Source organism: Paenibacillus sp. JT31N11 (genome assembly GCF_056269285.1).
On sequence record NZ_JBWDNQ010000015.1, the window covers coordinates 81,368 to 108,354 of the forward strand.

General features: G+C 49.0%; 27 protein-coding genes and 1 pseudogene. 25 read left to right on the plus strand and 3 right to left on the minus strand.

Annotation, left to right across the window (positions count from 1 at the left end; translation table 11 throughout):
• Positions 1-47 precede the first annotated feature (47 nt).
• A complete protein-coding gene (locus AC0YNV_RS32855; RefSeq protein ID WP_475771809.1) occupies positions 48-251 on the plus strand; it encodes a hypothetical protein in 204 nt (67 codons plus the stop codon).
• Between the two features lie 135 nt (positions 252-386).
• Positions 387-881, plus strand: a pseudogene (locus tag AC0YNV_RS32860) (MmyB family transcriptional regulator).
• Between the two features lie 80 nt (positions 882-961).
• On the opposite strand, the gene AC0YNV_RS32865 reads toward AC0YNV_RS32860, so the two are convergent.
• Positions 962-1,402: a VOC family protein gene (locus AC0YNV_RS32865; RefSeq protein ID WP_475771810.1), complete on the minus strand. Its 441-nt coding sequence runs from the start codon at positions 1,400-1,402 to the stop codon at positions 962-964.
• A 418-nt stretch (positions 1,403-1,820) separates the two neighbouring features.
• On the opposite strand from AC0YNV_RS32865, the gene AC0YNV_RS32870 reads away from it, so the two are divergent.
• The gene (locus AC0YNV_RS32870; protein ID WP_475771890.1) at positions 1,821-2,891 is read left to right on the plus strand and encodes a CHAP domain-containing protein; all 1,071 of its coding nucleotides are present in this window, start codon (positions 1,821-1,823) and stop codon (positions 2,889-2,891) included.
• Positions 2,892-3,256: 365 nt separating this feature from the next.
• Positions 3,257-4,525 carry an alkaline phosphatase gene (locus AC0YNV_RS32875; protein ID WP_475771811.1) on the plus strand — a complete coding sequence of 423 codons (1,269 nt, stop codon included), beginning with the start codon at positions 3,257-3,259 and terminating at the stop codon, positions 4,523-4,525.
• A gap of 116 nt (positions 4,526-4,641) precedes the next feature.
• Here AC0YNV_RS32875 and AC0YNV_RS32880 read toward each other — a convergent pair whose 3' ends face one another.
• Positions 4,642-5,553 (minus strand): NADP-dependent oxidoreductase, encoded by a 912-nt coding sequence (locus tag AC0YNV_RS32880; protein ID WP_475771812.1) that lies wholly within the window; start codon positions 5,551-5,553, stop codon positions 4,642-4,644.
• 202 nt (positions 5,554-5,755) lie between these two features.
• On the opposite strand from AC0YNV_RS32880, the gene AC0YNV_RS32885 reads away from it, so the two are divergent.
• The 20 genes from AC0YNV_RS32885 (at position 5,756) to AC0YNV_RS32980 (ending at position 24,695) form a co-directional block, all read left to right on the plus strand.
• On the plus strand, positions 5,756-6,631 hold the full coding sequence (locus AC0YNV_RS32885; RefSeq protein WP_475771813.1) for a LysR family transcriptional regulator: 876 nt from the start codon (positions 5,756-5,758) through the stop codon (positions 6,629-6,631).
• A gap of 16 nt (positions 6,632-6,647) precedes the next feature.
• Positions 6,648-7,001, plus strand: coding sequence for a hypothetical protein (locus AC0YNV_RS32890; RefSeq protein WP_475771814.1), 354 nt, complete (start codon positions 6,648-6,650; stop codon positions 6,999-7,001).
• 38 nt (positions 7,002-7,039) lie between these two features.
• Complete coding sequence (locus AC0YNV_RS32895) at positions 7,040-7,267, plus strand: histidine phosphatase family protein (RefSeq protein ID WP_475771815.1); 228 nt, start codon at positions 7,040-7,042, stop codon at positions 7,265-7,267.
• Positions 7,263-7,592: a histidine phosphatase family protein gene (locus AC0YNV_RS32900; RefSeq protein ID WP_475771891.1), complete on the plus strand. Its 330-nt coding sequence runs from the start codon at positions 7,263-7,265 to the stop codon at positions 7,590-7,592. Before AC0YNV_RS32895 ends, AC0YNV_RS32900 begins: the two co-directional genes overlap by 5 nt.
• 113 nt (positions 7,593-7,705) lie before the next feature.
• Entirely contained in the window at positions 7,706-8,134 is a 429-nt protein-coding gene (locus tag AC0YNV_RS32905) for a MarR family winged helix-turn-helix transcriptional regulator (RefSeq protein WP_475771816.1), read from the plus strand.
• Between the two features lie 145 nt (positions 8,135-8,279).
• Entirely contained in the window at positions 8,280-9,146 is an 867-nt protein-coding gene (locus tag AC0YNV_RS32910; RefSeq protein WP_475771817.1) for an NmrA family NAD(P)-binding protein, read from the plus strand.
• 4 nt (positions 9,147-9,150) lie between these two features.
• On the plus strand, positions 9,151-9,636 hold the full coding sequence (locus AC0YNV_RS32915) for an anthrone oxygenase family protein (protein WP_475771818.1): 486 nt from the start codon (positions 9,151-9,153) through the stop codon (positions 9,634-9,636).
• A 145-nt stretch (positions 9,637-9,781) separates the two neighbouring features.
• A complete protein-coding gene (locus AC0YNV_RS32920) occupies positions 9,782-10,810 on the plus strand; it encodes a serine hydrolase domain-containing protein (RefSeq protein WP_475771819.1) in 1,029 nt (342 codons plus the stop codon).
• A gap of 75 nt (positions 10,811-10,885) precedes the next feature.
• Positions 10,886-11,272, plus strand: coding sequence for a MerR family transcriptional regulator (locus AC0YNV_RS32925; protein ID WP_475771892.1), 387 nt, complete (start codon positions 10,886-10,888; stop codon positions 11,270-11,272).
• Between the two features lie 3 nt (positions 11,273-11,275).
• A complete protein-coding gene (locus tag AC0YNV_RS32930; protein ID WP_475771820.1) occupies positions 11,276-12,037 on the plus strand; it encodes an AAA family ATPase in 762 nt (253 codons plus the stop codon).
• A 404-nt stretch (positions 12,038-12,441) separates the two neighbouring features.
• Positions 12,442-14,070, plus strand: a complete 1,629-nt coding sequence (locus tag AC0YNV_RS32935; protein ID WP_475771821.1) for a response regulator — start codon at positions 12,442-12,444, stop codon at positions 14,068-14,070.
• A 37-nt stretch (positions 14,071-14,107) separates the two neighbouring features.
• Positions 14,108-15,835 carry a cache domain-containing sensor histidine kinase gene (locus tag AC0YNV_RS32940; RefSeq protein WP_475771822.1) on the plus strand — a complete coding sequence of 576 codons (1,728 nt, stop codon included), beginning with the start codon at positions 14,108-14,110 and terminating at the stop codon, positions 15,833-15,835.
• 196 nt (positions 15,836-16,031) lie between these two features.
• Positions 16,032-16,952, plus strand: a complete 921-nt coding sequence (locus AC0YNV_RS32945) for an ABC transporter permease (RefSeq protein WP_475771823.1) — start codon at positions 16,032-16,034, stop codon at positions 16,950-16,952.
• A gap of 74 nt (positions 16,953-17,026) precedes the next feature.
• Positions 17,027-17,920 carry a carbohydrate ABC transporter permease gene (locus AC0YNV_RS32950; RefSeq protein WP_475771824.1) on the plus strand — a complete coding sequence of 298 codons (894 nt, stop codon included), beginning with the start codon at positions 17,027-17,029 and terminating at the stop codon, positions 17,918-17,920.
• A gap of 99 nt (positions 17,921-18,019) precedes the next feature.
• Positions 18,020-19,753, plus strand: coding sequence for an extracellular solute-binding protein (locus tag AC0YNV_RS32955; protein ID WP_475771825.1), 1,734 nt, complete (start codon positions 18,020-18,022; stop codon positions 19,751-19,753).
• 85 nt (positions 19,754-19,838) lie between these two features.
• On the plus strand, positions 19,839-20,495 hold the full coding sequence (locus tag AC0YNV_RS32960) for a histidine phosphatase family protein (RefSeq protein ID WP_475771826.1): 657 nt from the start codon (positions 19,839-19,841) through the stop codon (positions 20,493-20,495).
• Between the two features lie 39 nt (positions 20,496-20,534).
• Positions 20,535-22,235 carry a CehA/McbA family metallohydrolase gene (locus AC0YNV_RS32965; RefSeq protein WP_475771827.1) on the plus strand — a complete coding sequence of 567 codons (1,701 nt, stop codon included), beginning with the start codon at positions 20,535-20,537 and terminating at the stop codon, positions 22,233-22,235.
• 171 nt (positions 22,236-22,406) lie between these two features.
• Positions 22,407-22,829, plus strand: a complete 423-nt coding sequence (locus AC0YNV_RS32970; RefSeq protein WP_475771893.1) for a VOC family protein — start codon at positions 22,407-22,409, stop codon at positions 22,827-22,829.
• Positions 22,830-23,102: 273 nt separating this feature from the next.
• A complete protein-coding gene (locus tag AC0YNV_RS32975; protein ID WP_475771828.1) occupies positions 23,103-23,690 on the plus strand; it encodes a hypothetical protein in 588 nt (195 codons plus the stop codon).
• A gap of 126 nt (positions 23,691-23,816) precedes the next feature.
• A complete protein-coding gene (locus AC0YNV_RS32980) occupies positions 23,817-24,695 on the plus strand; it encodes a carbohydrate ABC transporter permease (RefSeq protein WP_475771829.1) in 879 nt (292 codons plus the stop codon).
• A 104-nt stretch (positions 24,696-24,799) separates the two neighbouring features.
• On the opposite strand, the gene AC0YNV_RS32985 is transcribed toward AC0YNV_RS32980, so the two are convergent.
• On the minus strand, positions 24,800-25,864 hold the full coding sequence (locus tag AC0YNV_RS32985) for a peptidoglycan-binding domain-containing protein (RefSeq protein WP_475771830.1): 1,065 nt from the start codon (positions 25,862-25,864) through the stop codon (positions 24,800-24,802).
• 328 nt (positions 25,865-26,192) lie between these two features.
• On the opposite strand from AC0YNV_RS32985, the gene AC0YNV_RS32990 reads away from it, so the two are divergent.
• Positions 26,193-26,981 (plus strand): class I SAM-dependent methyltransferase, encoded by a 789-nt coding sequence (locus AC0YNV_RS32990; RefSeq protein ID WP_475771831.1) that lies wholly within the window; start codon positions 26,193-26,195, stop codon positions 26,979-26,981.
• The last annotated feature ends 6 nt before the right edge of the window (positions 26,982-26,987 follow it).

Genomic DNA, 26,987 nt, shown 5'->3' on the forward strand with positions numbered 1-26,987 from the left:
ATATGACAATTCGATCTAGACGGATTATACTTTAATGGTATGGATCAGTGAGGGTTTCAAAGGAGAGAGCGCATATAGCCACCGACGGCATTAAAATGAAAACGCTGGGTGAATTCCTGAAATCACGCAGGGAGCGGCTCCAGCCGGAACAAGCCGGCATCAACTTTTCCTACGGCAGACGAAGAACGCCAGGACTTAGACGGGAAGAAGCTGCCCTTCTGGCAGGAGTCAGCGTGACTTATTATACATAGCTGGAACAAGGGCGGGATGTGGCGGTATCCAGGGAAGTCATTGAGAGTATCGCAAAAGCGCTGCAGTTGATCGGAGATGAGCGCCTGCATCTCATTCAGCTGTCGAGTCCCCATTCATCCGGTCCCTCTGTCTCGATGGATGCGCAAATCAATTCAGAATGGCAGATTATTATCAATCAATTAACGTATCCAGCCTTCATAACGAACGATCGATCGGAAGTGCTTGCCTGGAATCAGGCGGCCAATGAAATCATTGCGGACTTCGCAGCCTTGCCCGCTCAGGAACGTGTCTTGATCCGGTTATTGTTTGTTAATCCGGAATTGCGGCGGCGTCTGATCAATTGGGAAGAGTTTGCACGCTAGTCGGTCGGGGTTTACCGGACTTATTACGATAATTATGCGGCAGACCCCTGGTATCGCGAGACGGTTGAGCAATTAATCATGGACAGCGCTGAGTTCGCCGCCATGTGGGAACTGCATGATATCCAGCTCAAAAGAGTAAGCCGGGTGCTATACCATATTCCCGGAGCCGGAGAGCGCATGTATGACATCAATTCTTTTGACAGTCTCAATGGCAATATGAACTTGCACTGCTGCGTCTACATTACGGTTGCGTCAGAGGAAGCATAGCCATAAAGGATGTGAGGCTTCCGCCATGCAGACGCTGTACACCAATCAGGCTGCCGGATCAATCGGCAGCCTGTCGGTTGTTATTGCTTGGGTGACTTGACCCACCATAAATTGTTGAAGGGATCAACAAAGCCGCCCATTATGCCATTTTCGTCTTCCATAACGGGTGTTACGGAAGTGCCGCCTGCCAGTTCTGCTCTCCGCACGGCATCTGCTGCGTCATCAACATAGACATACATGTGAATACTCGATGGTTCCTTCGCTTTAAGTTCGGCATCGTACTTCTGTTCACCCGTGCTGCAATCCTCATCGCAATTGACGGCTTCCTCCGTACCATCAGCGAAGTAGAGCAGGCTTTCCCCGATTTTTAATTCACCATGCGTTATTTTTTTTCCGTTTGTACTCTTGACGATCAATCCGGCTTGAGCGCCAAAAGTCCTCTCTAAAAATTGGATCAAGACCTGCCCGTCAGTAACCATGATATAAGGAACAACATTCTGCTGCCCAGCTGGCACACCCATTTTTTAACCACCTTTTTTCATTAAGAATTTTACGTACATCCTTATCGTACAACATTCGTGCAAATGCCAATGTTTGCTTTCATTTATCCCTTTTTTACGGCATATGAATTATAAGGACTCTGTCATAAGGTTGAATTATTTATATAGGGCTGGAGAAGGGGGGTTCGATAGTGGATTGAAACAGCCGGGAAAATAGAAATATGAGCTTGAAGTGGCGTAGCGGCAGCTGGCAATCTTTCAGAAAATTATGGTATCATTGATAGATTGTAGTAGATTGAGAAGAATAGCGACAAGCAATAAAGTCTTTATTTCGGGGCCAATGGAATAGAATAATGAAGGAGCTTGCTACCTGGCAGCTCCTCTTTTCAATTTGTACCTATTTATATTCGAACGAAATGAGGGAGAAAATTTGAAAAGTGTGAAAACGAATAAGCGGCTGGACAGCGTCCGAGTGGCCGTTCAAGAAATGATCATGTCTATCGTTAGCAGAGCCCGGCAGCAGGAAACATGTGTCCATCTGTACGGAGTGTCCGCTTTTGCTTCAATGCTCGCATTGAAAAGAGGGCTTAATCAGGAACTGGCGGAGATCGCAGGATTGCTTCATGGTTATTATTTCTATAAAACCGGAATCCATGACTTTCCCGGTCCGAACAGCGCCGAGGCGGTAAGACCTATTTTAAGAGATATGAACATTTTTACGAAAGAGGAGCAGCTCATCATCCAACAGGCGATTTTCTATCAGGGAGATAGAACCGGAACCCATGGTCCCTATGATGAAATGATCAAGGATGCTTATGTGATGCAGTCGTTCTTTCAGAATAGTGGCCGAAGCTTATCGCAGCAGGATACCCCAAGGCTTCAAAAAGTGCTTCGTGAACTGGGGATTTCTCATGAAATGCCGGTAAATATGCACAGTGAGGGTAGGGTATCCAGCAGCTTCTCCGCTGCCGGCAAACGGGGCAAGCTGGCCGACATAGCGGAAGCGCTTGCCGGAGAAGATATAATTGGCGTTCCGGGAGATGAACGATATCGGGAAATCTGCCAGTATTGGCCGGATAGAAACGTCTATAAAGAATTGCAAAACAGCTGGTGTGCCGCATTCGTCTATCATTGCTGCCGGCAAGCCGGATTTCTACTGCCGATTCGGTACCCGAACTCGATCTGCCGGTTTGCAGGCGTAGGCGCTTGGCTAGAGTGGGCTGGGCTGCCGGAAACCGGATTTTTTCATGAAGACGACCAGAATGGGTTCACGCCGCAGCGCGGTGATATCGTGATCTATGAGAAGCTGCTGTCTGACGACCCGCATGATCATATTGGAATTCTATTGGATTGTGAGGATGAGAAAATTCTAGTCGCTGAGGGCAATAGAGATAATCAGAATTTCTCCTGCGTCTTCTATAGGAACAGAAGGCACTGCATACTTGGTTATATCCGAATTGATGAGAGCTTTCACTATCATTTTGACGGCAGCTATAGTCCGATTCTTTAGGAATAACAGATTTATGATTGGGTTCATAGTATTTAGGACAAATTTTGCTTTATTTATTTTTGCTATTAGAATTGTTTATTTTTGGAAAATAACCCAGTGATAGAAGTCAAAAAGGGAGCCTTCAAGAGCTATTATTGTCATGCACCGGATTGAATCCATATAATGCGCGGTGGCTGGATCCGCGTTGTTAATAGCCCTATATACATAGGCAAAGCCAGCAAATACAAGGGAAATCTGAATGTCGCACATGCAGGCTTAAGCCGAATCTATCATTTTTTCATTAACATTATATACATATTTCGAAAACATTCTCTTAATGTAAGTGCTTTAATATGAGGGAGTAAACATACCTTAGGAGGGAATATATGAAATCACAGAAAAAGAATGGATTCAAGGCAGCGATGGTAGCAACTGCGGCAACTGCCCTTCTCGTAACGAGCGTAGTCAGCGCACAAGCGCCTAATCGTGCAGAAGCTGCTTCTTCGCAAACGAAAAATGTAATTTTGTTCGTCGGCGACGGAATGGGAACAGCCCAGCGTGACGCGATCCGGCTTGCGACTGTAGGTGAAAACGGTAAACTGGCTATGGATGCTATGCCATACGTTGGTTTAATTCATACAAGATCCACTATCCCCGTTACGGATTCGGCTGCTTCAGCTACGGCTTATGCCAGCGGCGTAAAAACGTATAACGGCGCAATCGGCGTGGATGCCAACAAAAAACCGGTAAAAACAATCATGGAATACGCGAAAGATGCCGGAAAAGCCACTGGCGTAGTTACAACCAGCCAAGTTACGGATGCTACCGGCGCTGCATTCGGCGCGCATGTTGAAGACCGTGCCAAGCAAAGCGACATCGCCCTGCAGTACCTGACCAAAAGCAAAATTGACGTGCTTCTCGGCGGCGGCGAGGATTTCTGGTACCCTGCGGGCGATGCTGGCAAATTCAAAGACGAGCCGGCTGAAGATCCAGCAGAAAAAAGCAAGGGAACTCAAGGAAATCTGATCAACAAGGCTAAAGCATTGGGATACAGCTATGTTGCGAACAAAACCGATATGCAAAAAGCAAAAGGCGGCAAGCTGCTTGGACTGTTTGCCAATGAAGAGATGTTCCAGCAAAAACCGGAAGGCGAAGGGGATATTTACAACCCGATTGTCTCTCTTCCGGACATGACCAAAAAAGCGATTGACACGCTTGCGTCAAACAAAAAAGGCTTCTTCCTGATGGTTGAAGAAGAAGGCACGGATGAATTCGCTCACCAAAACAATGCCAAAATGACCATTAAAGCAGGTCAACAGTTGGACAAAGCCGTTCAAGTTGCCAAAGATTTTGCCAAGAAAAACCCGGATACGCTTGTCCTTGTACTTGCCGATCACGAAACAGGCGGGTTCTCCATTGAGGAAGTTGACGCCGGAGACGAGTCAGGCGACGCTATTTCCAAAGAAGACGGTCCTTTCGCCATTGTGAACTCCAAACATAACTTTGTTGTTGACTGGACAACCGCAGGTCATACGGCGGTCGATATCCCTTTAACGGCAATTGGCAAAAATGCCGAAATGTTCTCTGGTATTTATGAAAATACCGAAGTATTCACCAAGCTCATGCAGTCCCTGGGACTTAAAGTGAAAAAATAATGCAGTAAAGAGTGAAACAAAGGCTAGCCAGTAATTCTGGCTAGCCTTGTTTGTGTCTCTGGAGGCACATATCTTCTCACAGATGAGTGTCCGACACGTCCGTTATTCCCGAGGAATCAATCGATTGTAAGGACAACCTTCCCGCGGCCATGTCCGGTTTCTACTTCCCGATGGGCATCGGCTGCGTCGGACAGCGTAAACGTTTTCCGTATATGAACCTGCAGCTTTCCCTGGGTATGAAGGTCGACGAGTTCGGCAAGCCGGGCTGCGGACCGCTGGCTGCGGATCGGACGAACTCCAAGCTCCTGCACAATGTCAAAGGCGGCGATTGTGCCGATGCGATCCTTGTTCGCAACGAGCTGTACCGAAGCGCGCAGAGCATCGCCTCCCGCCGCATCCAGCGCCGCGTCCACGCCATCCGGTGCGAGGCCACGGACTCTTTCGACCAGACCGTTTCCATAGCTGACCGGAATCGCTCCCAGCGATCGAAGATATTCGTGATTTTGCTCGCTGGCTGTGCCGATGACGGTAGCCCCCCAGGACAAGGCTAACTGGACCGCGATCGTACCTACCCCGCCAGCGGCGGCATGAATCAATACGGTGTCGCCTTGGCTAACGCCCAATTCCTTTAGCGCAGTGTGGGCAGTCTGCCCGGAGGCGGACAGTGCTCCTGCGACCACCCATGACATAGTCCGGGGCTTGGCCACGATCTGACTGCTGCTTACCACTACATAATCGGCATAGCATCCCAGCACCCGGAAGCCAAGAACCTCATTGCCGGCAGTGAAGCCGGTGACGCCTTCCCCGACCTGATCAATAATCCCCGCGAACTCGTTGCCAAGAATCTGAGGAAAATGCACTGCTGCCCCGGGCGGAGTCCAACCGCTGCGTACTGCCAAATCGGCGGGCTGGACTCCGGCAGCCTTGACGCGGACCCGTACTTCGCCCGCGCCTGCTTGAGGAGTCTCAGCCTCGATTAGCTGCAAAACCTCCGGAGGGCCAAAGGAGAGAATTCCCGCTGCTCTCATGCTGCTTCCCCTCCCTGTCTGGGATAACGATTGTCCATCCAAGCTCACCCTTTCTTAAAATATTTGAACGTATATAAAATGTATCTTTTAGCATTTCAATTGTTTGCCGGCATCATTTATTTTATAATAAAATGTAAATAAACAATAATATATCTAAACACATATAATACATATACTAAAGTGTATAAGAAGGAGGGAAAGGATGGAATTGCTGCAGCTGCAGTACTTTCGCAAGGTAGCCAAACTGGAGCATATGACGAAGGCTGCCGAGGAGCTGCGTATTGCGCAGCCCGCTCTCAGCAAGACGATTTCCCGGTTGGAGGAGAGCGTAGGCGTGCCTTTGTTTGACCGTTATGGAAGACAAATCCGGCTTAATATATTTGGACAAATTTTTTTGAAAAAGGTCGAAGCGGCCCTCAGCGCGCTGGAAGAGGGGCAGAAGGAAATTACCGAGCTTGCGGGATTGGAGCATGGAGTCATTCATTTGGCGACATCCGCCCTGGACCGTTTAACAGAGCCGCTGGGGGCGTTCCTCTCCCTCTACCCAGGAGTCAATATCCGGCTTACACAGGTTTCAAAAGAAGAAGAAATAGCCCTTCTGCTTGGAGCAGGCGAAGCCGATATTTGTTTTACGGCTCTGCCCGTCGAACACCCGGAATTCAGTGCAACGACCGTGTTCAGCGAAGATGTTTTCTTGGCCGTTCCTCCCGGGCACCGGTTAGCGGAGCGTGGCAGCATTCGCTTGGAAGAGGTCGCGGATGAGCCGTTTATCGGCTACAAAGAGGGCATTCTTTTCCAACCGATGAATGACGGTTTCTTCCGCAAAGCGGGGATATCGCCAAAATACGTTTGCCAGGTAGACGAACCTGCCAGCATTTCAAATCTTGTCCGTGCCGGATTGGGAATTGCCCTTATCGGCGGGTGCGGAAGAAGTCCTGGTGTCCCGCTTCATCTGCTGCGTATTGAATATCCTGTGTGTCAGCGCAATTTTCAAATCATATGGCACGAGAAACGCTACCTATCTCTGGCAGCCCGCAAGTTCAGGGATTTTTTCGTCCAATATTTTGCCGAACAGTAAGGGGGGCTTGAATCTTATGAATAGACTGGCATGGGCTGCTCTTGTCATATTGTCTGCTATTGTATTGAGTTCCTGCAGCGCAATATCGCCCTCTTCGAGTGCAGATTGGGCATATGGCTTTGTGGTCTGGAACGGCGATATTTATGAAGACATCAAAGAAGAGGTCGCAAAGGATTCAATTGAACAAAGTATCGGGGAAGTTAAAAAGTATTCCGATCACGAAGGAACATATGGCAATGGTTACTCCAATCTATTTAAAAAGGGTACAAAGCTTTATAAAATTCAGGGGATAGACACGGAACAATTCATAGCAGCGGAAACAGACGGCAAGTATTTCAAACTCAAGGATAACGGCAAGTATGGAAAATAACGAATCCGCCAGGTTTTCTGAAAAGGGAGCGTTATAAAATGGAGAAGACGAATTTATATTTAACGAGGCATGGAGAAACGCAATGGAATGTTGAAAAAAGAATGCAAGGGCATCAGGATTCGCCGCTCACCAGCAGAGGGCTTTATCAAGCGCAAGCCTTGGGCGATTCTTTGAGAGCTGTTGATTTTGCGGCTGTCTATTCAAGCTCCAGCGTGAGAGCCGTTAAAACGGCTGAGCTTATATCCCATACGAGAGAACAACATTGAACAATCTCAGCCGGAAGCTTATTATGCTTTTTGGAATACTCCGCATCTCTACAGCCCCCAGAACGGGGGAGAGTCTTTTCAAGATGTTTCCGATCGGGTCATTCCAGTGATTGAAGAGATCATTGCTGCCCACAAGGGAAAAGAGATTCTAGTCGTAACGCATTCCGTCACATTGAAACTGATTATGGGTTATTTTGAAGGCAGGCCCTTGGAAAAGTTGTGGGAGCCGCCATATCTGCATCCTACAAGTCTCAGTAAGGTTGTTATTCAAAACAATAATCCGACAATAGAGCTCCATGCAGATGTATCTCACATGAAAGAATAGAAAATGCGTAAAGGAAAATTCAGGCTTTACATTTTTTCGGGAATGTATTATATTTGTATGTGCAAACAATATTATTTTGTGACAGTGTCCATTCAAGAAATGAGGTACCATCCATGCTGAAAAACTATTTGAAGGAATGCCTGTATTTCACTGCGAACCGGCTCGGCAGGGTTATTACCAAAATGGCTGAGGATGAGTTTGCCGTAAGCGGATTATCGCCGACATATAGTTTTTTACTGATGGCCGTGTATGAGAAAGAAGGGATTTCACAGAAGGAGTTAGGCGGAATTCTCCATCTTCAGCCTTCAACGGTGACCCGTCTTGTCGAGAAGCTTGTCAGTAAAGGATTGATCTACAACCGTGTGGAAGGGCGATTGTCGCTCATTTATGCAACGGATAAAGGCAAGGCATTGGAAGATGTGATCAATCAATGCTGGAACAATCTTCGAGCCCGCTATTCCGCCATTTTGGGGGAACAAGAAGGCGATGAACTAACCCTTCATTTATATAAAGTGAGCGATCAATTAGAAAATATCGAATGATTCAGTTCCATTTTATTACAATAATATTTGCTTGTACAAACAATTTATGATGCCAGTTGACGCTGATGATGATTATGTTCCCCAATGTGGACAGAGGCTTAATGCCTTGCCTATAAATACTACTTATATACAAGGAGGATTCATTATGAACGAAAATACGCAAAAAAGCATCAACCAGGAGAGTGCTCAAGAAAGGAAGCCAATCCTGATTCTTGGCGGAACAGGCAAGACAGGCAGCCGTGTGGCGATGCGGCTCACGCAGCTCGGTGTGCCGATAAGGATTGGTTCCCGCTCCGGTGAGCTGCCTTTTGATTGGGAGGATCAAGCAACCTGGGCAGCAGCTCTGCAGGGCGTGTCAGCGGTGTATATCACTTATTATCCCGACCTTGCACTGCCGGGAGCAGCAGCAGCTATCGGCGCATTTGCCGAGCTTGCGGTGAGCAGGGGCGTCAGGCGGCAGGTGCTGCTGTCCGGCAGAGGCGAGGAAGAGGCTCAGCTCAGCGAGCAGGCGCTGCGGAATTCAGGCGCAGATTGGACGATTCTGCGGGCGAGCTGGTTTTGCCAAAATTTCAGCGAAAGCTTCCTGATCGGGCCGGTCATGAGCGGTACGGTAGCTCTCCCGGCAGCGGATGTGGCAGAGCCGTTCATCGATGCCGAGGACATCGCGGACGTCGCAGTCGCCGCCCTGACCGGGAACGGCCATGTGGGCCAGCTCTACGAATTGACCGGCCCGCGCGCGCTCACCTTTGCTGAAGCGACCAAGGAAATCGCCCAGGCCAGCGGACGGGAGGTCCGTTATGTGCAGGTCTCCGGGGAACAGTTCAAGTCGATGCTGGCGGAGGAGCATGTGCCGGACGAAATCGTGCTGCTGCTGACCGATCTGTTCACCAAAGTACTGGACGGCCGCAACTCCCATCTGACGGATGGCGTTAAGCGTGCTCTGGGCAGAGAGCCGCGGGATTTTGCTGAATATGCACGAAACACTGCCGCAGCCGGCGTCTGGAGGGTTTAGTATTATGGAGCGCTTGCTTGGCACATTAACCTTCGTCTCGGCACTTGGAACCGGGCTTGTTGCCGGTCTGTTCTTCGCCTTCTCGGCATTCGTGATGACAGCTCTCTCCCGTCTCCCGGCGGAGCAGGGCATTGCCGCTATGCAGTCCATTAACGTAACCGTCCTCAATCCATGGTTCAATACCGTGTTTTTCGGATCGGCCTTGACATCTGTTGTCCTGCTCATCGTTTCATTCTTCAGATGGGGGGAAGCTGGCGTGATCTATCTGCTCGCCGGCAGCCTGCTCTATCTCGTAGGCTCCTTTCTGGTGACAGCCGTGTTCAACGTGCCGTTGAACGATACGCTTGCCGCTGTGGATCCCGCAAGCACCGAAGGCGCGGAACTATGGACACGTTACATCGCCGATTGGACGGCGTGGAATACGGTACGAACCGTCGCGAGCCTTGCTGCGCTGGCATCGTTCATCGCCGCATTCCGCATGGGGGAATGAGAGGAATCTTCTATAAGTATTGAATGGGTCAACCGGCATAGCGGTTGGCCTTTTGTTCATATCTAATCCCATGGTAGGATTAGGTTATCGTGCTGTGTTGGTAAAGCGGAAAGAGCTTAAATAACCGGAGGATGGAGACTTTAATTTGAAAAGAACCGTCAATGGACATTTTCAAGACCTCAACATCTACGTACAAAACATTCAAAAAGAGACAGGAGCAACAGCTGCTGCTGTTTGCATCATCCATAAAGACACTGTTGTAAACGAATGGTACGCTGGTACCCACGATTTCTCTCCGGAGTCGCGGAGGGTCGACGAAGCTACCCGGTTTAATGTAGGTTCCATACGTAAAACATATCTTGGGCTTGCGGTAAGCCTGCTCATAGAGCAGGGCAGGATCAACAGTGTTGATGACGAAATTGCGGGATACCTGAATGAGCCCGAGGAGGCCGCTAAGGGAGTAACGTTACGGCAGCTGCTCACGCATACTCACGGTTTAATGGAAGCAGACGGCGCGATCGTAAGAGAATTTCCGGCGGGTGAGAGCTGGGCGTACAGAAATACCGGCATTACCCTGTTAACCCGGCTGGTTAAGCATTTATCTGCACAAAATGTAAGCGAATTTGTGCAAAGCAGCATCCTTGCACCGTATCATTTGAATAAAACCGGTTGGAGAACTTCGTATGATGAGCACCTGATTTACAACTACTACAAGGACAAACATACCTGGGTTGGCCCTAATGACAGCGATGCGGGTGATCAAGGCAATTTATTTATCAGTGCTGAAGACATGGCGGCGTGGGGTTATATTCATCTTAGAAAAGGTTGTATGAATGGCAAGCAAGTCCTGCCGCAAACTGTTTTTGAACGGGTAACCGAATTACACACACCCTCCACAGTACCTGAGCATCTGCCCAGTAATGGATTTGTTTGGTGGCTTCAAAGCAGCAGTCCATTAAACCAGATCGGTGAACATGTACCCAATGGGGCGTATCAAATTCTCGGCATCACCGGATGTGCTTGTTTGATCATCCCGCATTATGACGCAGTAGTGGTAAGAATGTATAATCAATTAAACAATCCGGTTGGGTTTGAGTATTTAAGCGAGATCAGGATGTTTGGAAATATCGCTGCCGGCCTGCTGGACAGCTATAAAGCCGCTCAACCCTCTTGACCTTCACATCATGTGATGGTTTAGTATGACATATATCAATCAAAGCGGGGAGGGCTCGTTATTCATATCAGTGAGCTGTCAGGGAGGACAGGAGTGAGTCTGCGTTCCCTGAGATACTATGAAGAAAAGAAGTTACTGAACCCCGTTCGCCTGGAGAACGGATATCGGGATTATGCGGAATCGGATGTTGAAAGGATTGCATTGATCCAGCTTTATTTTAGTCTTGGACTCACAGCCAAGGAAATAACGGATTTCTTTGACTGTTTATTTCAATATGGTACAAGTCGGGAATGCCTGCCGAATGCCATAGAAGTGGCTGAAAGAAAGCTGGGCGACATCAAAAAACAAATCGGGATTCTTCGCAAAGCCGAGTCCCAGCTGGAAGAGCATTTGTATGAGTGGAGAAATGCGATCAATCAAACAGTGGAATTAAATGGGAGTGGCGACAGGGAGGTCATGTGACAGATGGGCAGGCATTCTCCAGATCGTTTTTTGCGGGGCATTAGGCTTGATAGGGATGCGATCCCTTCCTTTGATCATTATCCATTCCATCTCGGCGTAATCCGGAGTCTCGGCAAGCTGGACTTTCATCCCAAAGTGAGCTACATCGTGGGTGAGAACGGAATGGGGAAATCGACGCTAATGGAATCGATTGCCGTAGCCTGGGGATTTAATCCGGAAGGCGGCACCCGGAACTTCTCATTCTCCACGCAATCCGCCCATTCCGATTTGCATAAATATATACGTTTGGTGCGCGGAGCGCATAAGCCGCGGGATGGATTCTTTTTCCGGGCGGAGAGTTATTATAACCTGGCGACGAATATCGAGGAGCTGGATAGGGAAGGCTCTGCCGGCCCACGCATTATAGATTCTTACGGGGGTAAGTCGCTGCACGAGCAATCCCACGGTGAGTCGTTTTTTGCCGCTTTCCTTCACCGGTTCGGAGGGCAGGGCTTATACATCCTGGATGAGCCTGAGGCCGCCTTGTCTCCTCTCCGGCAGATGGCCATGCTTTCGCGCATTCATGAGCTGGTCCAAAAAAACTCCCAGTTCATTATCTCCACTCATTCCCCCATTCTTATGGCATATCCGGATTCGGTCATTTATAATCTGACTCCTGACGGGATTGAAACCACAACATTGGAAGCAACCGATCATTATATAATCATGAAGCAGTTCCTCAATAATAAAGAAAAAATGCTTCATGAGCTTTTTGACAATTTGTAAGGTGACTATTGCACCCGCTTCACATCCTCCGTTCTTTGGAACCATAAAAATCAATCAAATCCAATCAAATGATAGAATTATGATTAATATGGATCACTTTTACAAATAAAATGATTGACTGAAAGCAACCATGTATCTATCCTTTAAATGAAGGCCAAGTTTCAAGCGTATAAATATCGGAACGATAGAGAGAGAACCAGCACCGTCCGGTGCTGGGTCTGTTTGGTTATGGCAAGAAATGGTCGGCATTTGATAAGTAATTGTTAAACCAGGAGCAAGCGGGATTATTCAGGAGGGTATTGGACTTTCCGTGTAGAACTAACGAAGATAGACCCTGTCGTTCAATGATGAACATGCTCTCGAGCAAATACGCGGTATAAACCTGTTTGCGAGGTGTAATGGAGATGAACACGCTTCTCATTGTAGAGGACAACGATTTTGAAAGAAATGCGCTGCAGCATTATGTCGATTGGGACTTATTGGGGGTCCGTGTCGTGGATACCGCTCATAATGGCAAGGATGGGCTGGAGAAAGCCAGGCTGCATCAGCCTGATATTATTATCAGTGATGTCAAAATGCCTGTTATGGATGGAATTGAGATGGCCAAAGCCATCGCTCATTTCAACCCGAACATAAAGTTTATTTTTTCAAGCGGACATGATGACGCGGAGACATTGAAGGAAGCGCTTGAAGTCAGGGCATACAGTTATCTGATCAAACCTGTAAAACAAGAAGAATTGATTGCGGTTCTGAGAAGGATTGCATCGGTTTCCATGGACGAGAAGCTGTCGCATCGGGCAAGCAGGAAAATCATGGAGCAATTCCATCATAATCTGCCCCATCTTCAGACCAAATTTCTGGAGGAGCTGATGAACGGCCGGCACAGTCCGGATGAAGCGAACCTGATCTACACCCGGGCTAATGATTTGAAGCTGCAAATGACGGGTTCATACAAGCTGGCCTTGATCGAATTCGATTATGCGGCCAACACCGATATTTTCCAAAAATCCGGGTATCTGGGCAGCATTCTCACTGAGCTGCAGGATGCGTGCGATCCCAAGGACGTATTATTCATCAAGGATGGGGACAGCAGAATCATTGCGGTTCTCCATTCCCTGAAGGAAGATTCCGACAAAGAAAAGCAGCTTCTTCACACGGTCGGGAACAAAATTGCCGCTCTCATGGAGGTGCAGTCCTTCAGGTATGTAATCGGCGTAAGCACCGGCGCTCCTAATTTGACCGACCTTGGAATGCTGTATAGACAGTGCTGCTCCACAATCAATGGAAAGGTCGGATTCGGGTATGGCAGCGTAATTACGTTCGAACAGGCGCATGCCCGTACATCTGCGCTGTCCGACCCGGACACTGGCCTTATGAAGCAGATTATCGACGAGATTGTGTCAGGGGCATGCGGGGGCAAGGATTGCGAAGAGAGCATACAGAAGCTGATGCATCTCATGACAACGGAGCATTATATGAAGCTGGAGCGCATTCAGAGTATAATGATCAGCTTATTCAGCAGCCTTTCCAAGAGCATGGCGAATATTGGAGAAAAGATCGACATGGTCGCAAAAGACGAATCGGAGCTTTTTCATGGTGTAGTCACGGCCAAGACGCTTCCCGATATTGTACATTACGTCCGTCAGGTTATGAATGAGGTTTCCTCGTATATGGGCCGCAAAAACCTGAATAAAGAAGATTATATGATCCAGGAAATTTTGAACATCCTGAATAAGGACTTTTGCAAATCGATCACGCTCTCATATATTTCCGACCGGGTGTTTTTGAGTCCCAATTATTTGAGGGTCCTGTTCAAGGATAAAATGAACATCAGCATACAGGATTATTTGACCCAGCTGAGGATCAACAAGGCCAAGGAGCTGCTGAGGCAAAACCGCTACAAGGTGCATGAAATCGGTGAAATGGTGGGGTATGAGAACAGCACGTATTTTAATCTTGTGTTTAAAAACAGTGTCCATATGACGCCCAAAGAGTACCGGAACAAGTATATGACCCAGGTAAGCGGGGCCTGACCCGTGAACGATGCCGGCAGCAAAAGGAGCAGGACTTATGAATACCGCATATAAAGTGAAATTTTTCTATGTTGTATTCGCCTTTACGATTGCAATCGTGCTGGTCAGCTCTGTCACCATCAGCTTGATTATTTATTACAGGTTCAATTCAGCCATCGCGAAGCAGAACGACGATTTCATTCAAAATACGAGCGCGCAGCTGAAGAGCAATGTGCTGACATTGGTCGATAATTGTGAAACCATTGCAGGAAATATCTATGCCGATACGGCTCTGCAGACTTTTCTGGAAGGCTATCATAATCAAAAAATCGATTACGATATGTTTGAGAAGTTCAATTCGATTACGGACAATCTCCAGAGCATTCTGAGCAATAATACGGAGATCAGCAGCATCAGCATTTACAAAAGGGATGCCGGGCTGGTCAGCAACGGAAAGGAAATCAGGATCTGGGGTCAATTCAGCCGAGTGGATCTGCTTCAGAAGGCACTGGATGCAGGGGGCAAGGATGTATGGGCCAGTTACCGGGATGAAGCAAGCGGCGCGTATAAAATCGTCCTGATGAAGTATTTGAATGTCTATGCGCCCGGAGGCGTGCTGGTCATCGAATTGAACGAAGAGAGCTTCTATGATCTTTACAAATCCGGAATGGCGAGCAATTATCTGTTCCTCATGGATAACCAGAATCAGGTGATCAGCTCCAACAGCAGAGGATCGATCGGGAAGGAAATCAATGCGCCCGTCAAGCGCTTTGTCAGCGAAGGAGAGGCGACGGGCAAGCTGGTTTATGACAATACCCGCTATTATCTGTTCAGCGAGCAGGTGAACGACAGCTGGTCGCTTGCCGTACTGTATGATTCCAACGAGATCGAGAAGGAAAAGAGAAACATAACCTACTATATTATCTTCTACACAGCCATTCTGATCCTTGTATCGATGCTTCTGGCCTTCCTTTTCTCGAAAAGATTTGCCGGGCAGGTAGACAAGCTGGTCGCCAAGATCAAGGAAATCGATAAGGGCAATCTGAATATCCAGCCGACGATCAGCCAGGTGAACGAGTTTTATTTGCTGGATCAGGCGCTTTATACGATGGCCCGGAATATTAACAGCCTGAACAGCGATATATTAAACGTCCAGAAGCAGAAGGAAGAAAGCGAGATTAAATATTTGCAGATGCAGATGAACCCGCATTTTCTGTACAATCTGCTCTCTGCCATCCGCTGGATAGCTTTTAGAGAGAAGCAGCAGCAGATTATGCACATCATCGATCATTTAAGCGATTTTTATAAAATTGCCCTGAGCAAAGGAAACGAAATCATCGGCATCCAGGATGAAATCAAACTGGTCCTAAGCTATGTCGAGCTGCAGAATTTGAGCTACAGCGGTCTCATTCGTTTAACAATCCGGATGGACGAGAGCCTGAACGACTTGCAGGTATGCAAAATGACCCTGCAGCCCTTTGTCGAGAACAGCATCGTGCATGGAATCGTGCGTGAGCAGCCCTTGAATCTATCGATCGAAATCATCCGTTTCGAAGGAACGGGAGTGCGGATCCGCATCATGGACGATGGGTCCGGGATTGAGGAAGACTTTGTCCGGTTGATTGAGGATATGAACGGATTGAATACGATGACAAGCAGCGCAAGCTACGGAATTACCAATACGATTGTGCGGTTGAAATATTTGTACGGGGACCAGATAAGGATTCGCGCAGCACGGAGAACCCCTGGCACATTAATAGAAATCACCATTAAAAACGCCAGCTGAGCCATGTCGGTTCAACGGCGTTTTCATTTTATGCAGAATCTATCAAAAATGCATATATCCATCACAATTTGCCTGATCCAACTGCCATATTTACTATAAGCATTCGATGGATATTTGAATTGAAGGCACGGCCTGCCGGCACTAAAATTTAAGTAGAGAGAGAAACCAAAACATCAGGTGAAAGGAAGTTATCCATTTGACCGGGATTCAGAATCTTCTTTCGAAACTGAAGAAGCAGAAAGTGTTGATGCTCATGCTGATCCCTTTCCTGGCCCATCTGCTTTTATTTAAATATTATCCGATGTACGGCAATCTGATTGCCTTCAAGGATTATTCCTTCTCCAAAGGAATTATCGGAAGTCCCTGGGCGGGCTTCAAGTGGTTCGAGTATTTCTTCAATTCGTCGGATTTCTGGATCGTTATGAGAAATACGGTTGTCATCAGCGTGCTTTCGTTGATTTTTACAACGGCGGCTTCCATCGTGTTTGCGATACTGGTATGCGAGCTCCGGAACCTGTACATGAAGAAGTTCGTACAGACGGTTTCGTATCTGCCTCATTTTATATCGTGGGTTGTCGTTGCGGGCATGGCTTTCACGCTGTTTTCTATTGACGGCGGCTCCATTAACAAGTTCCTGGTCGATATTCATGTTATCGATAAGCCTGTAAACTTCCTGGGCGACGAGCAATTGTACTGGCCGGTCATCACCTTTCTGAATGTATGGAAAAGCGCCGGATACAACTCCATTCTCTATATAGCCGCTATTATAGCCATAGATAGGCAGATGTATGAATCGGCAATTATCGACGGGGCCAATAAGTGGAAGCAAATTATCTATATTACGCTCCCTTGCATAAAACCGACCATTGTTATTCTGCTGGTACTAAGCTTGGGTTACGTGCTGAACGCGGGGCTCGATCAGCAGTTCTTCATGGGCAATCCCTTGAATATGGAGCATTCGCAGGTGCTTGATACGTATATCGTCCGATATGGGCTGCAGCAGCTCGAATATTCATACGGTACGGCGGTAGGCTTGTTCAGGAGTATCATCAGTCTGGTGCTGGTCATCATCGCCAATATGATTTCGAGAAGGCTGTTTAAGATGGGCGTGTTTTAGTGAAAAAGTGCCCGTACGAACCGAAGGCCATTTTTGCACCATACTTTAAGATGATTTTTCCATGAGGTGGATTTGTGCTGATTTCAAGAGGCGAGAAGACGTTCCATGTACTTAATGCCATTATTCTGCTGCTTTTGTCGTTCACGGTCATTTACCCCTTTATCAATATCTTCGCGATCTCGTTTAACGACGGGCAGGACGCCATGATAAAAGGCATATACCTGTGGCCGAGGAAATTCTCGGTTGCGGCCTACGAGCTCATCTTCAAGGAGCCTTTATTGGCGCACAGCGCTTATATCAGCGTACTGAGGACGGTTCTCGGGACGATCGTCAATCTGGCAAGCACGGCGGTCATTGCCTATGTATTGTCGAACAGACAGCTGTTATTCAGAAGAACGTTCATCTTTCTGTATGTGTTCACGATGTATTTTAACGGCGGCATCATACCCGAATTTCTGCTCATCCGGAGTCTCGGTCTCTATGATAATTTCGCTGTATATATTCTCCCCGGCCTTGTGGCTGCAATGCCGATCATGATCATGCGCCAGTTCTTCGAGGATCTGCCGCAGGCGCTGCTCGAATCGGCAAGGATTGACGGTGCTTCCGAGATACGGATCTTGATGCGGATCGTAATCCCGATGGCTGCGCCGGTTATGGCGACGGTTGCCCTGATGTATGCAGTCGGGCATTGGACCTCGTGGAATGATACGTATTTCTACACCAAGAACGATGGGAAACTGGCAACGCTGCAGGGCATCCTGGTCAAAATCCTGATGGAGTCGCAAGCCCAGAGCATGAGCTCCAACTACAGCGCGCTGATAGATTCCATGAGAGGCGAGAACAAGCCGACGTCCGAGGTGATCAAGATGGCTACCATCGTAGTAACAACCGTTCCGGTTCTGTGCGTCTATCCATTTCTGCAAAAATATTTCGTAAGCGGGATGACCATGGGAGCAGTCAAGGAATGAGGATTTCAATGATTGCCGGGGTCAGATGACGATTTGATCTCACGGCCATTGCTGAAACTTTCAGATAGATAATCTATATAACGAAGGGAAATGGGAGAAATGAGACGTTGGACCAGAATGGCAAGTGTAGGGCTAGTCGTATTTCTGCTTGCCGCCGTGTTTGCGGGCTGCAGCCAGCCGGAACCGGCTAAAAATAACGCACCGGCAGCTGATGCGGCCGCAAATGCGGGGACAGCGGATGCTGGTTCCGAAACGGACGCTGCGGTACCCGATGCGAAAGAACCTCCAGTGGAATTGACCGTGCTGAATGCGGCTGGCGGTTCCCCGACCTTTGGTACAGGCGATCCTGTGTACGATGACAATCCGATCGCCAAGTATCTGCTCGACAATCTGAATATCAAGCTGAAATGGGAGGTTATCTCCGGCGACGGCGCCCAGGCTATGGGACTCAAGCTTGCGTCGGGTGATTACCCGGATATCATTACGAATTTGCAGCCGGAGACGTATCAGAAGATGCTGGACGACAACCGGCTGGTTGACATGGCTCCCCTTATTGAAGCCAATGGACCCAATATCCAGAAGGCGTATGGAGAAAAAACGCTTAATTTCCTTAAAACGGACGACAATCATTTGTATAGTCTGACTCAGCAATACGGCAATATCCCGGAAGGCTCTACACCGGCTGGCTATGGCTTCGGCTTTCAGATCAGAAAGGATATCTATGAAGCCATCGGCTCGCCCAAGATTGAGACAACCGACGACATCTATGCGGTTTTAAAAAAAATCAAGGACGATCCGAAGGTGAATAAAACCGGCAGCGGCGAAAGCGTGTGGCCAATCGGAACGTTCAAACGTTCCTGGAACAACTTCCTGCAGGGCCTTGAGGCTATGGGAGGCTCCGGAACGGCCAAGTGGACCGTCAAAGACGGGAAAGTCCAATATTGGTTCAGAGAGCCTTGGGCGGAAACGGCCATGCAATTTTACAATAAGCTTTACAGGGAAGGGTTGCTTGATCCCGATTCATTCGTCGTGGAGCCGGATGCCTGGCAGAAAGAAAAGGTCAATACGGGAAGAATCGCAACTACGATCGGAGCCTGGAATATGGTCGCCGATGCCTGGGGCGAATTCAAGGCGGCGAATGTGCCGAATGCGGAAAATATGTACTTCCTGAATTTTGCCGTCAGCATACCCGGCGGCGAAACGCCGCAGCTCGTAAACATAAGCAGTGTAGGCAATGGCTATGCGGTCATAACCGATAAGACGGAGGATAAGGAAGCGGCGATCAAGCTGCTGGATTTCCTGGCATCGCCGGAAGGCAATTTCATGGCGCATAACGGGCCGGAAGGCACGCAGTGGGAAATGAAGGACGGCGTTCCTACGCTGAAGCCCGAATATCTGGAGAGATGGAAAAACGGGGAAGGCGATGACAGCTTTGCCAAAGAAACGGGGATTGGCCTATACAGGCACTTCGTGGGCACGGACGTCCCCAAATCCCCTACAGGCACCTATATGGTGCTGAAGGATGACCCTAAAGTGACAGGCCGGGTCGACTTTGCACAGCGGGATGAGGCGCTTGGCAAATATTACTTCGACAGCGCGCCTTTCGTAGGTATTGAGACAGGACTGCCGCAGGATATCACGATGATGTACAGCACGATCGACAGCAAGCTCGGCGATGCCGTCTATAAGCCTGTTCTGTCCAATTCCGCAGAAGCCTCGCACGAGGAATGGCTTAAGTTCATCAAGGCTATGGATGATGCGGGAGCGGCTAAAGTCGAGGCTGCGGTCACCGAGAATTACCAGAAGAACCTCACGAAGCTGGGATTGAAATAATCGTAATGAAGCTGCGGGTGGATAAGGCCGGATGGCCTTATCCACTTTATTGGGAAAATTCACAGGACTGAAGGTGATGCCGATTATGAAATTGACCTTAATCAGACATGGAGAAATGTGCGGGGATCCGTTCATTTGCCCGGAAAGACCGGTACAGGGCTGCCTTACCGAAGAGTCAGGCATTCCGCAAGCGGAGGCGGCGGCGCAGGCGTTGAAGGATGTGCATTTCGATCATGCTTTCTCCTCTCCGTACGGCAGGGCTCTGCAGACGGCTGAAATTATTATGGCCGGAAGAGAGACAGACATTGAAGTGCTGCATTTTCTGCATGAATGGATGCCAAGCCCAGAGCTTGCGAGCCTTCCAAGCACGGTATATGAACAAATCCAGCAGCAGGCGGAAGATGTGTATGCCGAAGAAAGCTGGAAGACGGACATGGGCGAAGGACATTTTGAAATGAGCGCCAGGATCATCCCGCCTTTTCTGAAGGAGCTGGGCCGGTTGGGCATTCACAGCCGCATGGGCGGGTTTGTGCCTGAAGAGCACGCCCGGAATCTGTCCATAGCGGTATTCGCCCATGGAGGTTCTTTGGGGACGCTGCTGAATTTTCTGCTCGGGGTCAGGGCATTTCCGATAGGCGGCTTCCGCTTTGAGCTAACGGGTGTGGCGACGATTGATTTCAAGGAACGAAAAGGGATTTATTATCCCCAGCTGCGCATTTCGTCCATCCATGCCATTCAATAAGCGTTATGACAGCAATTCCAATTGTTTTGGAGGGACAGCATGGGAATCAGGATTAAGGTATATGATGCCAATGAACAATTAACGCCCTGCAGAATTGTGATCCGGAAATCCGGTAACGGGCCGGTTGAGGATAACGGGAATGCAGGCGAAATTATATATTGCAGCGGGGAACATGACTTTGAAGCGGTCAACGGCGAATACACGATCGAGGTGTTCAAGGGCAAGCTGTATGCTCCAGTCCGCCACACTGCGGCTGTGCATACCGGGAATGTCGAGATCCGTGTGCAGCTCAAGCCTCTGGTGGATACAAGGAAGCTTGGCCTCTATTCATTCGATGCGCATTCCCATGTTTCCAGGAACGAGAACCTGGTGAACGGAAACCTCGGATGGGCCTCTACGGTTATGATGGCGGAGGATTTCAATTTCTTCTATGCCGGCTCGCCTTATGATCACGAAACGCATCTGGAGTATTTAAACAAAGAGTATAAGAGTGATGCCCCTTACCGCGGGCAGTTCGCTTCCGATATCAGGCAGATCAATCAGATCAATCAGGAAGGCTTCATCATCGATATCGGGAACGAGTTTGTCAAATGCAGGTATGGACATATATGCCTGTTCAATTTTGTGCAGAAGCCCCCCTTCAGCAAATATTACGACGAGGCGTGGGATCCCTGGAATGACAGCAACCGGCAGGGAGACGAGCCCCGCTATGAAATCTCCTATCCGTATGAAGCCGTTCTTGCGGAAAAGCAGGAGCACTCCTTCGCGTTCGCCGCTCATCCGACGAGCTGGTGGTGGGGAATGCATGACGTATTCATTACGAATATCGCATCCACGCTGGCGTTTGATCTGTTGACGGGTGCCGTTGACGGCATGGTCATCATGGGCTATGGCAGCGACAAGAAAGCGTATCAGGACTTATGGTTCGAGGCTTTGCGGAATGGCTATTTTCTTCCCGGAGTGGCGGAAACGGATGTTTCCTTCGACGCAGTTCCGAAGCAGCGGTTTCTCCAATACAAGACGTATGCTTTTCTGGAAGAGTTCAGCATGCAGGCATTGGGTGCTGCTATGAAGAACGGCAGGAATATTGTCAGCTCCGGTCCCATTCTGGTTATGAGGGTAAACGGGCAGCTGCCGGGCACCGTGTTCTCCTATGAAAGCGGGGAGGCGTTCGAGATTGTTATAGAAGCTTTCAGCTGTTTTGAGGCATCGCTTTCGACCGTACAGCTGATCGTCAATGGCGATATTGCAGCCGAGTATGCCGTGAGCGACATGCAATATGATTGCACGCACCGGATAGAAGTGAAAGAAGACAGCTTCGTCATTGCCAAGTGCTATGATTTTGCAGGAAATGTTGCGATTACCAGCCCGGTATATATTCGGAATCAACCGTTTGTGAATAAAGGCTATCTGTCGGACGTCAATGTTCATGTGCGTAAAGCGGGGAAACCCGCAGGCGGTGAGTACTGGTTGGATGATGAGCCGGGAAGAAACGCTTTCGAGGGCAAGGTGCTGGTGCAGATGAATCCGGCATCCAGCCTGCATATCTCCGTAGACGGAGAAGTCCGGACCGTCAAATTGTTCGAGCTGGATGAGCTGCAAAGGATATTTAAACACCTTTATCTGGGCGAATTTAACCGGGGCAAGCGTTATCAGTCGGGCGAAGTGCCGGCTGACGCGTTCAAGATCGCGCGCGTGAAGGAAATACTCGACCATGTTGAGCTGAATGTGGAGTTCTAAGTTGAAGATGAGAGAAGCGTATAAGAGGTTCCAGATGAATCACCGCCCAGTCTGCCGCTATCGAGCGGGAGGTTGGGCTTTTTTTCATACTAGGATATAATGGATTCAAATTGGCGGTTGAGGCCGGTATTGCCGGGTGAAGAAACAGCAAATCGCGCAGGGAGGTATATGATGAAACCACGGATTACGGTAATCACATTGGGCGTGGATGATTTGGAAAGATCGCTGGCATTCTACCGCGAGGGACTGGGACTGCCGACGCAAGGCATCATTGGCAAAGAGTTCGAGCATGGCGCCGTTGCTTTTTTTGATCTGCAGGCAGGCTTGAAGCTCGCCATCTGGAATCGTAAGGATCTCGCCCATGAGGCGAAGGTTCATCAGACCGCATCAAGTTCTACCGAATTTACGATTGGCCACAATGTAGGCAGCAAGGAAGAAGTGGATCAGGTCATGGAGCAGGCCCGGAATGCTGGTGCCGTTATTACGGACTCGGCGCATGATGCTTTCTGGGGCGGATACTCCGGACACTTCCAGGACCCCGATGGCCATCTGTGGGAAGTCGTCTGGAATCCGCAGTGGGAGATCACGGAGTAGCGGAAATTCATCGTCTACATGCTCCACCAAGCAGGCCGCCAACCGGTTGTTACCGATGGCGGCTGTTTTGTTGTTCGCCAGCCTTCAAGCTGCCGCAAACCATGACAAAGGACTGCCAATCCTTGTTTTTACCCCGATTTTCACAGGCAGTTCAAGATCTGTCACTTACATGCAGTCCGGGATGCCGTTAAGATAAATGATGAAAACGTTGCCAAACGATGCGGATTCGTCCAATAATCCGGCAGCGGGTTAAAAATAATTTGGGAGGTCTATATGAACATTTTCTCTGGCAAGGCTCTAGGCTTGACCATGGTGCTGGCACTTTCCCTGGGCGTTGTCGCAGGATGCGGCGGCACCGGTCAGAATGGGAACAAGGCGGCGCAAACGGGTGAGGCTGCGAAAAAACTAAGCGTTCAATTTATGGTTCCGTCATACGCCGATGTACCGGATATGAACGATGAATACTGGACGGAATTTCAGAATAGCAGCCAAACCGAACTGGATGTGGAATGGGTTCCCTCAGGCGACTACAACACCAAATTTGACCTGGTGCTGGCTTCCGGCAATATTCCGGAGGTCATCGTCGCTACCAGCACCACCCGCCCGACGCTGCAGAATGCCATCAATCAGGGAGCGTTCTGGGATTTGACGCCATTCCTGGGCGACTTCAGCAAGTACCCGAATTTGAAAAACAACAGCTATGAGGAAATATGGAATTATATGAAGGCAGGCGGCGGCATATTCGGGATACCGCGAAACCGACCGCAAATCGATATCAGCATCAAAATGCGGAAGGACTGGCTGGACAAGTTTAATTTGCCGGTTCCGACCACTCTGGAAGAATACGAGACCGCTTTGTAGGGAAGATCAGCGTAGGCGTAACTGTAGGGATGTTTAAAGGCGTTGTAGGCTTGATCCTTGTCCTGCTGTCGAATTATACGGTGAAGAAGCTGGGTCAAGAGGGCATTTATTAAGGGGGGACCAACTTTGAGTTTCGTAGCTTCCAAAAGATTGACTCTGTTCGATTATGTGAATTACTCTCTGCTCGCGATCATGTCGATCATTTGCGTCTTTCCGTTTATTTATGTATTCAGCGTTTCCTTCACCGATCCGAAGGTCTATGTGCCGATGCAATTTTATTTGTTCCCGGAAAAATGGTCCTTGTCGGCGTACCGGTACATTCTGTCGACCAACAGCTTTATGAACGCTTTGAAAAGCACCGTGTTCGTGACGGGTATCGGAACCGTGCTGAGCGTTATCGTGTCATTCACATTTGCCTATGTTCTGACCAAGAAAGCCGTGCCCGGCCGGAATGTGATGCTCGGAGGCGTTATTTTTACGCTGGTATTCAATGCCGGGATTTTGCCCAACTATTTGCTGATCAAGGATCTTGGACTGCTCAATTCGCACTGGTCCCTGATCTTGTCCGGCCTGACCAACGCCTGGAGCCTGATTGTGATTAAAAGCTTTCTGGATACGCTCCCCCCGGAGCTTGAGGATGCCGCCCGCATCGACGGCTGCTCCGATATCGGCGTCTTCTGGCGGATTATTGTCCCGCTGTCCATGCCGGCTGTCGCCGCTTTCACCTTATTCTTCGCAGTCGCTTACTGGAATACGTACTTCAATGCGCTGATCTATTTGACCGATGCCAAGAAATGGACGCTGCAGGTGCTGATCAAATCGCTTGTTATCGATTCGGATTCCAACGGCGTAGGCGGGTCCGGCGGGTCCGACGACCGGGTTATTCCGCAGGAAACGATCCGTATGGCGTCCATTGTGCTGGCCATGGTGCCTATTCTGCTCGTTTATCCGTTCCTGCAGAAGCATTTTGCCAAAGGCGTTATGCTGGGGTCCGTGAAGGGCTAGAATCTGATTAACCGAATAGAGAAGTTAAATAAGCCGGGACCCCTCCATTGGGAGCTTCCCGGCTTATATTTGTTTCTGATCAGGCTTGAAGGCTGCCGGAGATTTTATTGCGTGTCTTTTGATTGACCATATCCGCTGCCTTTATTATCACCTTGGCTGTTTCCTTGATTTTGATCCTGACTTTGCTTGTCACCATGCCCATGGCTGCCTTCTCCGCCTTGGCCATAATCCTTGCTTTTGGTATCTTCTTTGGTTTTTTCTTCTACTTGGCCCTTGTCTTCTTGAATATTGTCATCTTGAATTTTGTTGTCTTTTTCCTTGGCTTTCTCTTCAATTTTTTGCCCTTGATCTTCTTGTTTGATTTCTATTTTTTCTTGGCCCCGATCTTGTCCCCGACCGGAGTCTTGACCTTGACCACCGCCGATGCCGCCGCCGTGGCCTTGTCCACCGCCAGTGCCGCCTCCATTGCCTTGACCACCGCCGATGCCGCCGCCGTGGCCTTGTCCACCGCCAGTGCCGCCGCCATGGCCTTGACCACCGCCAGTGCCGCCGCCATGACCTTGTCCACCGCCAGTGCCGCCGCCATGACCTTGTCCACCGCCAGTGCCGCCGCCATGGCCTTGACCACCGCCGATGCCGCCGCCGTGGCCTTGACCACCGCCGATGCCGCCGCCGTGGCCTTGTCCACCACCAGTGCCGCCGCCATGACCTTGTCCACCGCCCATACCGCCGCCGTGGCCTTGTCCACCGCCCATACCGCCGCCATTTTTGCCGCCGCGAATACCTTGCTCGCGTATTTTTCCATTACCTTTACTTTGCGTGTGCATTTGGGTTCCGGTCTTCTTGCTTGCGTACACGTAGACCAACGACTTGAGCGTCCTTTTGTCCACTGAGCCAGTCGCCGGAAGTCCATGTTTCTTCTGATAATATTTGACGCCGATGACAGTCAGAGCATTGTAATTCCCATCGATTGGGCCTGCGTAACTGCCAAGTGATTTCAGCATTCCCTGAATGACGTATACATCCGGCCCTTTCGCCCCTTTACCGATCGCCGAGCTGACATCCGGAAAGCCAGTCATCAGCGCTATTACTAATAGGGCGGATCCGAGAAACTTTGCTGCCGATTTGAGAAGCTTTCCTCTTAAGCGAGGATATTGATTGTCCACCATGTTAATGAGACACCGTCCTTTGAATATAAGTTTATTTTGCCACGCCTTTACTATCCCATTATTTCATCCACATTATGCTTTATCTGGGCTGGTCAGATTTCCGGTTATATTCAAAAACAATCCTTTCCAAAACCCTGCCGGTGAAAGGAATTGAACAAATAATCTGTTGAAATTATAAGGATTCCAAATTTTACTTAAATCAGTCTTGGAATTAATTTTACGAATCATTCGAATCCAGGAAAGCATTGAATAGACCCAGGAAATTACTTATATTGAAAGGGGATGAATGGAATTTTAAGGAGATTTTGAATGAGCAGGAGGTTTTATCGTGTATCCGAAGCTTGTAAACCCGAGGTCACACAAGGACTGGTTAACGCCTCATTCGCATGCATGGTATGCTCAGCTTGCGCGTTTGACAGGGGAGTATGCTTTTCCATGGAATTCGACGGTCGCGGAGCCGAATGGCGAGAGTAAGTTTAGAGATGAGGTCTCGCTGATGGTTCAGAATAAGAAGGTGCTGGATATTGGCTGCGGTCACGGCGACTTCACCATCCAATGGAGCCCGGTTGTGAAGCAGATTGTGGGTTTGGATATCACACGCGACTTTATTGAAACGGGCAGAAGCCGCAATCTGGCTAACGTATCTTTTGTTACGGCCAATACGAAGCACAAGCTTCCGTTTGAAACGGAAGCGTTTGATTGTGCTTACAATCGCAAAGGTCCGACCTCCGCCTATGCAGACTTAAAAAGGATCTTAAAAAAAGGCGGGCATATCCTTGGTCTGCATCCCGGGGATCGCATGTCTCCAGAATTGCCGCGGCTTTTCCCCAATCTTTTTGAACCGCTTCCTGATGGAACTCCCGTATGGGACAAAATCAAGAATAAGCTTGAAGAAGGGGGAATTACTCAAGCTGAAATCGAAACGGTCACGGCTGTCCAATATTTGCAGGAGCCTATGGACATTATTAAAATGTGCTGCTTCGGTCAGCTGCCATCCCTGCAAGAGATGGTCATCAATGAAAGCTTGTCTGAAGTAGAGCGGATTTTTTCCGGGCATGCGGTTGAAAGAGGGCTGCCAACAACGGTGGATCACTTCATCGTTCGCGCTGCCGTTTGATTGATG

What these genes read in the sequence shown, in the direction of transcription:
- AC0YNV_RS32865 (WP_475771810.1), bottom strand. Translation starts at nt 1,402, where the DNA reads ATGGGTGTGCCAGCTGGGCAGCAGAATGTTGTTCCTTATATCATGGTT.
- AC0YNV_RS32875 (WP_475771811.1), top strand. Translation starts at nt 3,257, where the DNA reads ATGAAATCACAGAAAAAGAATGGATTCAAGGCAGCGATGGTAGCAACT.
- AC0YNV_RS32880 (WP_475771812.1), bottom strand. Translation starts at nt 5,553, where the DNA reads ATGAGAGCAGCGGGAATTCTCTCCTTTGGCCCTCCGGAGGTTTTGCAG.
- AC0YNV_RS32885 (WP_475771813.1), top strand. Translation starts at nt 5,756, where the DNA reads ATGGAATTGCTGCAGCTGCAGTACTTTCGCAAGGTAGCCAAACTGGAG.
- AC0YNV_RS32890 (WP_475771814.1), top strand. Translation starts at nt 6,648, where the DNA reads ATGAATAGACTGGCATGGGCTGCTCTTGTCATATTGTCTGCTATTGTA.
- AC0YNV_RS32895 (WP_475771815.1), top strand. Translation starts at nt 7,040, where the DNA reads ATGGAGAAGACGAATTTATATTTAACGAGGCATGGAGAAACGCAATGG.
- AC0YNV_RS32905 (WP_475771816.1), top strand. Translation starts at nt 7,706, where the DNA reads ATGCTGAAAAACTATTTGAAGGAATGCCTGTATTTCACTGCGAACCGG.
- AC0YNV_RS32910 (WP_475771817.1), top strand. Translation starts at nt 8,280, where the DNA reads ATGAACGAAAATACGCAAAAAAGCATCAACCAGGAGAGTGCTCAAGAA.
- AC0YNV_RS32915 (WP_475771818.1), top strand. Translation starts at nt 9,151, where the DNA reads ATGGAGCGCTTGCTTGGCACATTAACCTTCGTCTCGGCACTTGGAACC.
- AC0YNV_RS32930 (WP_475771820.1), top strand. Translation starts at nt 11,276, where the DNA reads ATGGGCAGGCATTCTCCAGATCGTTTTTTGCGGGGCATTAGGCTTGAT.
- AC0YNV_RS32935 (WP_475771821.1), top strand. Translation starts at nt 12,442, where the DNA reads ATGAACACGCTTCTCATTGTAGAGGACAACGATTTTGAAAGAAATGCG.
- AC0YNV_RS32940 (WP_475771822.1), top strand. Translation starts at nt 14,108, where the DNA reads ATGAATACCGCATATAAAGTGAAATTTTTCTATGTTGTATTCGCCTTT.
- AC0YNV_RS32955 (WP_475771825.1), top strand. Translation starts at nt 18,020, where the DNA reads ATGAGACGTTGGACCAGAATGGCAAGTGTAGGGCTAGTCGTATTTCTG.
- AC0YNV_RS32960 (WP_475771826.1), top strand. Translation starts at nt 19,839, where the DNA reads ATGAAATTGACCTTAATCAGACATGGAGAAATGTGCGGGGATCCGTTC.
- AC0YNV_RS32965 (WP_475771827.1), top strand. Translation starts at nt 20,535, where the DNA reads ATGGGAATCAGGATTAAGGTATATGATGCCAATGAACAATTAACGCCC.
- AC0YNV_RS32970 (WP_475771893.1), top strand. Translation starts at nt 22,407, where the DNA reads ATGAAACCACGGATTACGGTAATCACATTGGGCGTGGATGATTTGGAA.
- AC0YNV_RS32975 (WP_475771828.1), top strand. Translation starts at nt 23,103, where the DNA reads ATGAACATTTTCTCTGGCAAGGCTCTAGGCTTGACCATGGTGCTGGCA.
- AC0YNV_RS32985 (WP_475771830.1), bottom strand. Translation starts at nt 25,864, where the DNA reads ATGGTGGACAATCAATATCCTCGCTTAAGAGGAAAGCTTCTCAAATCG.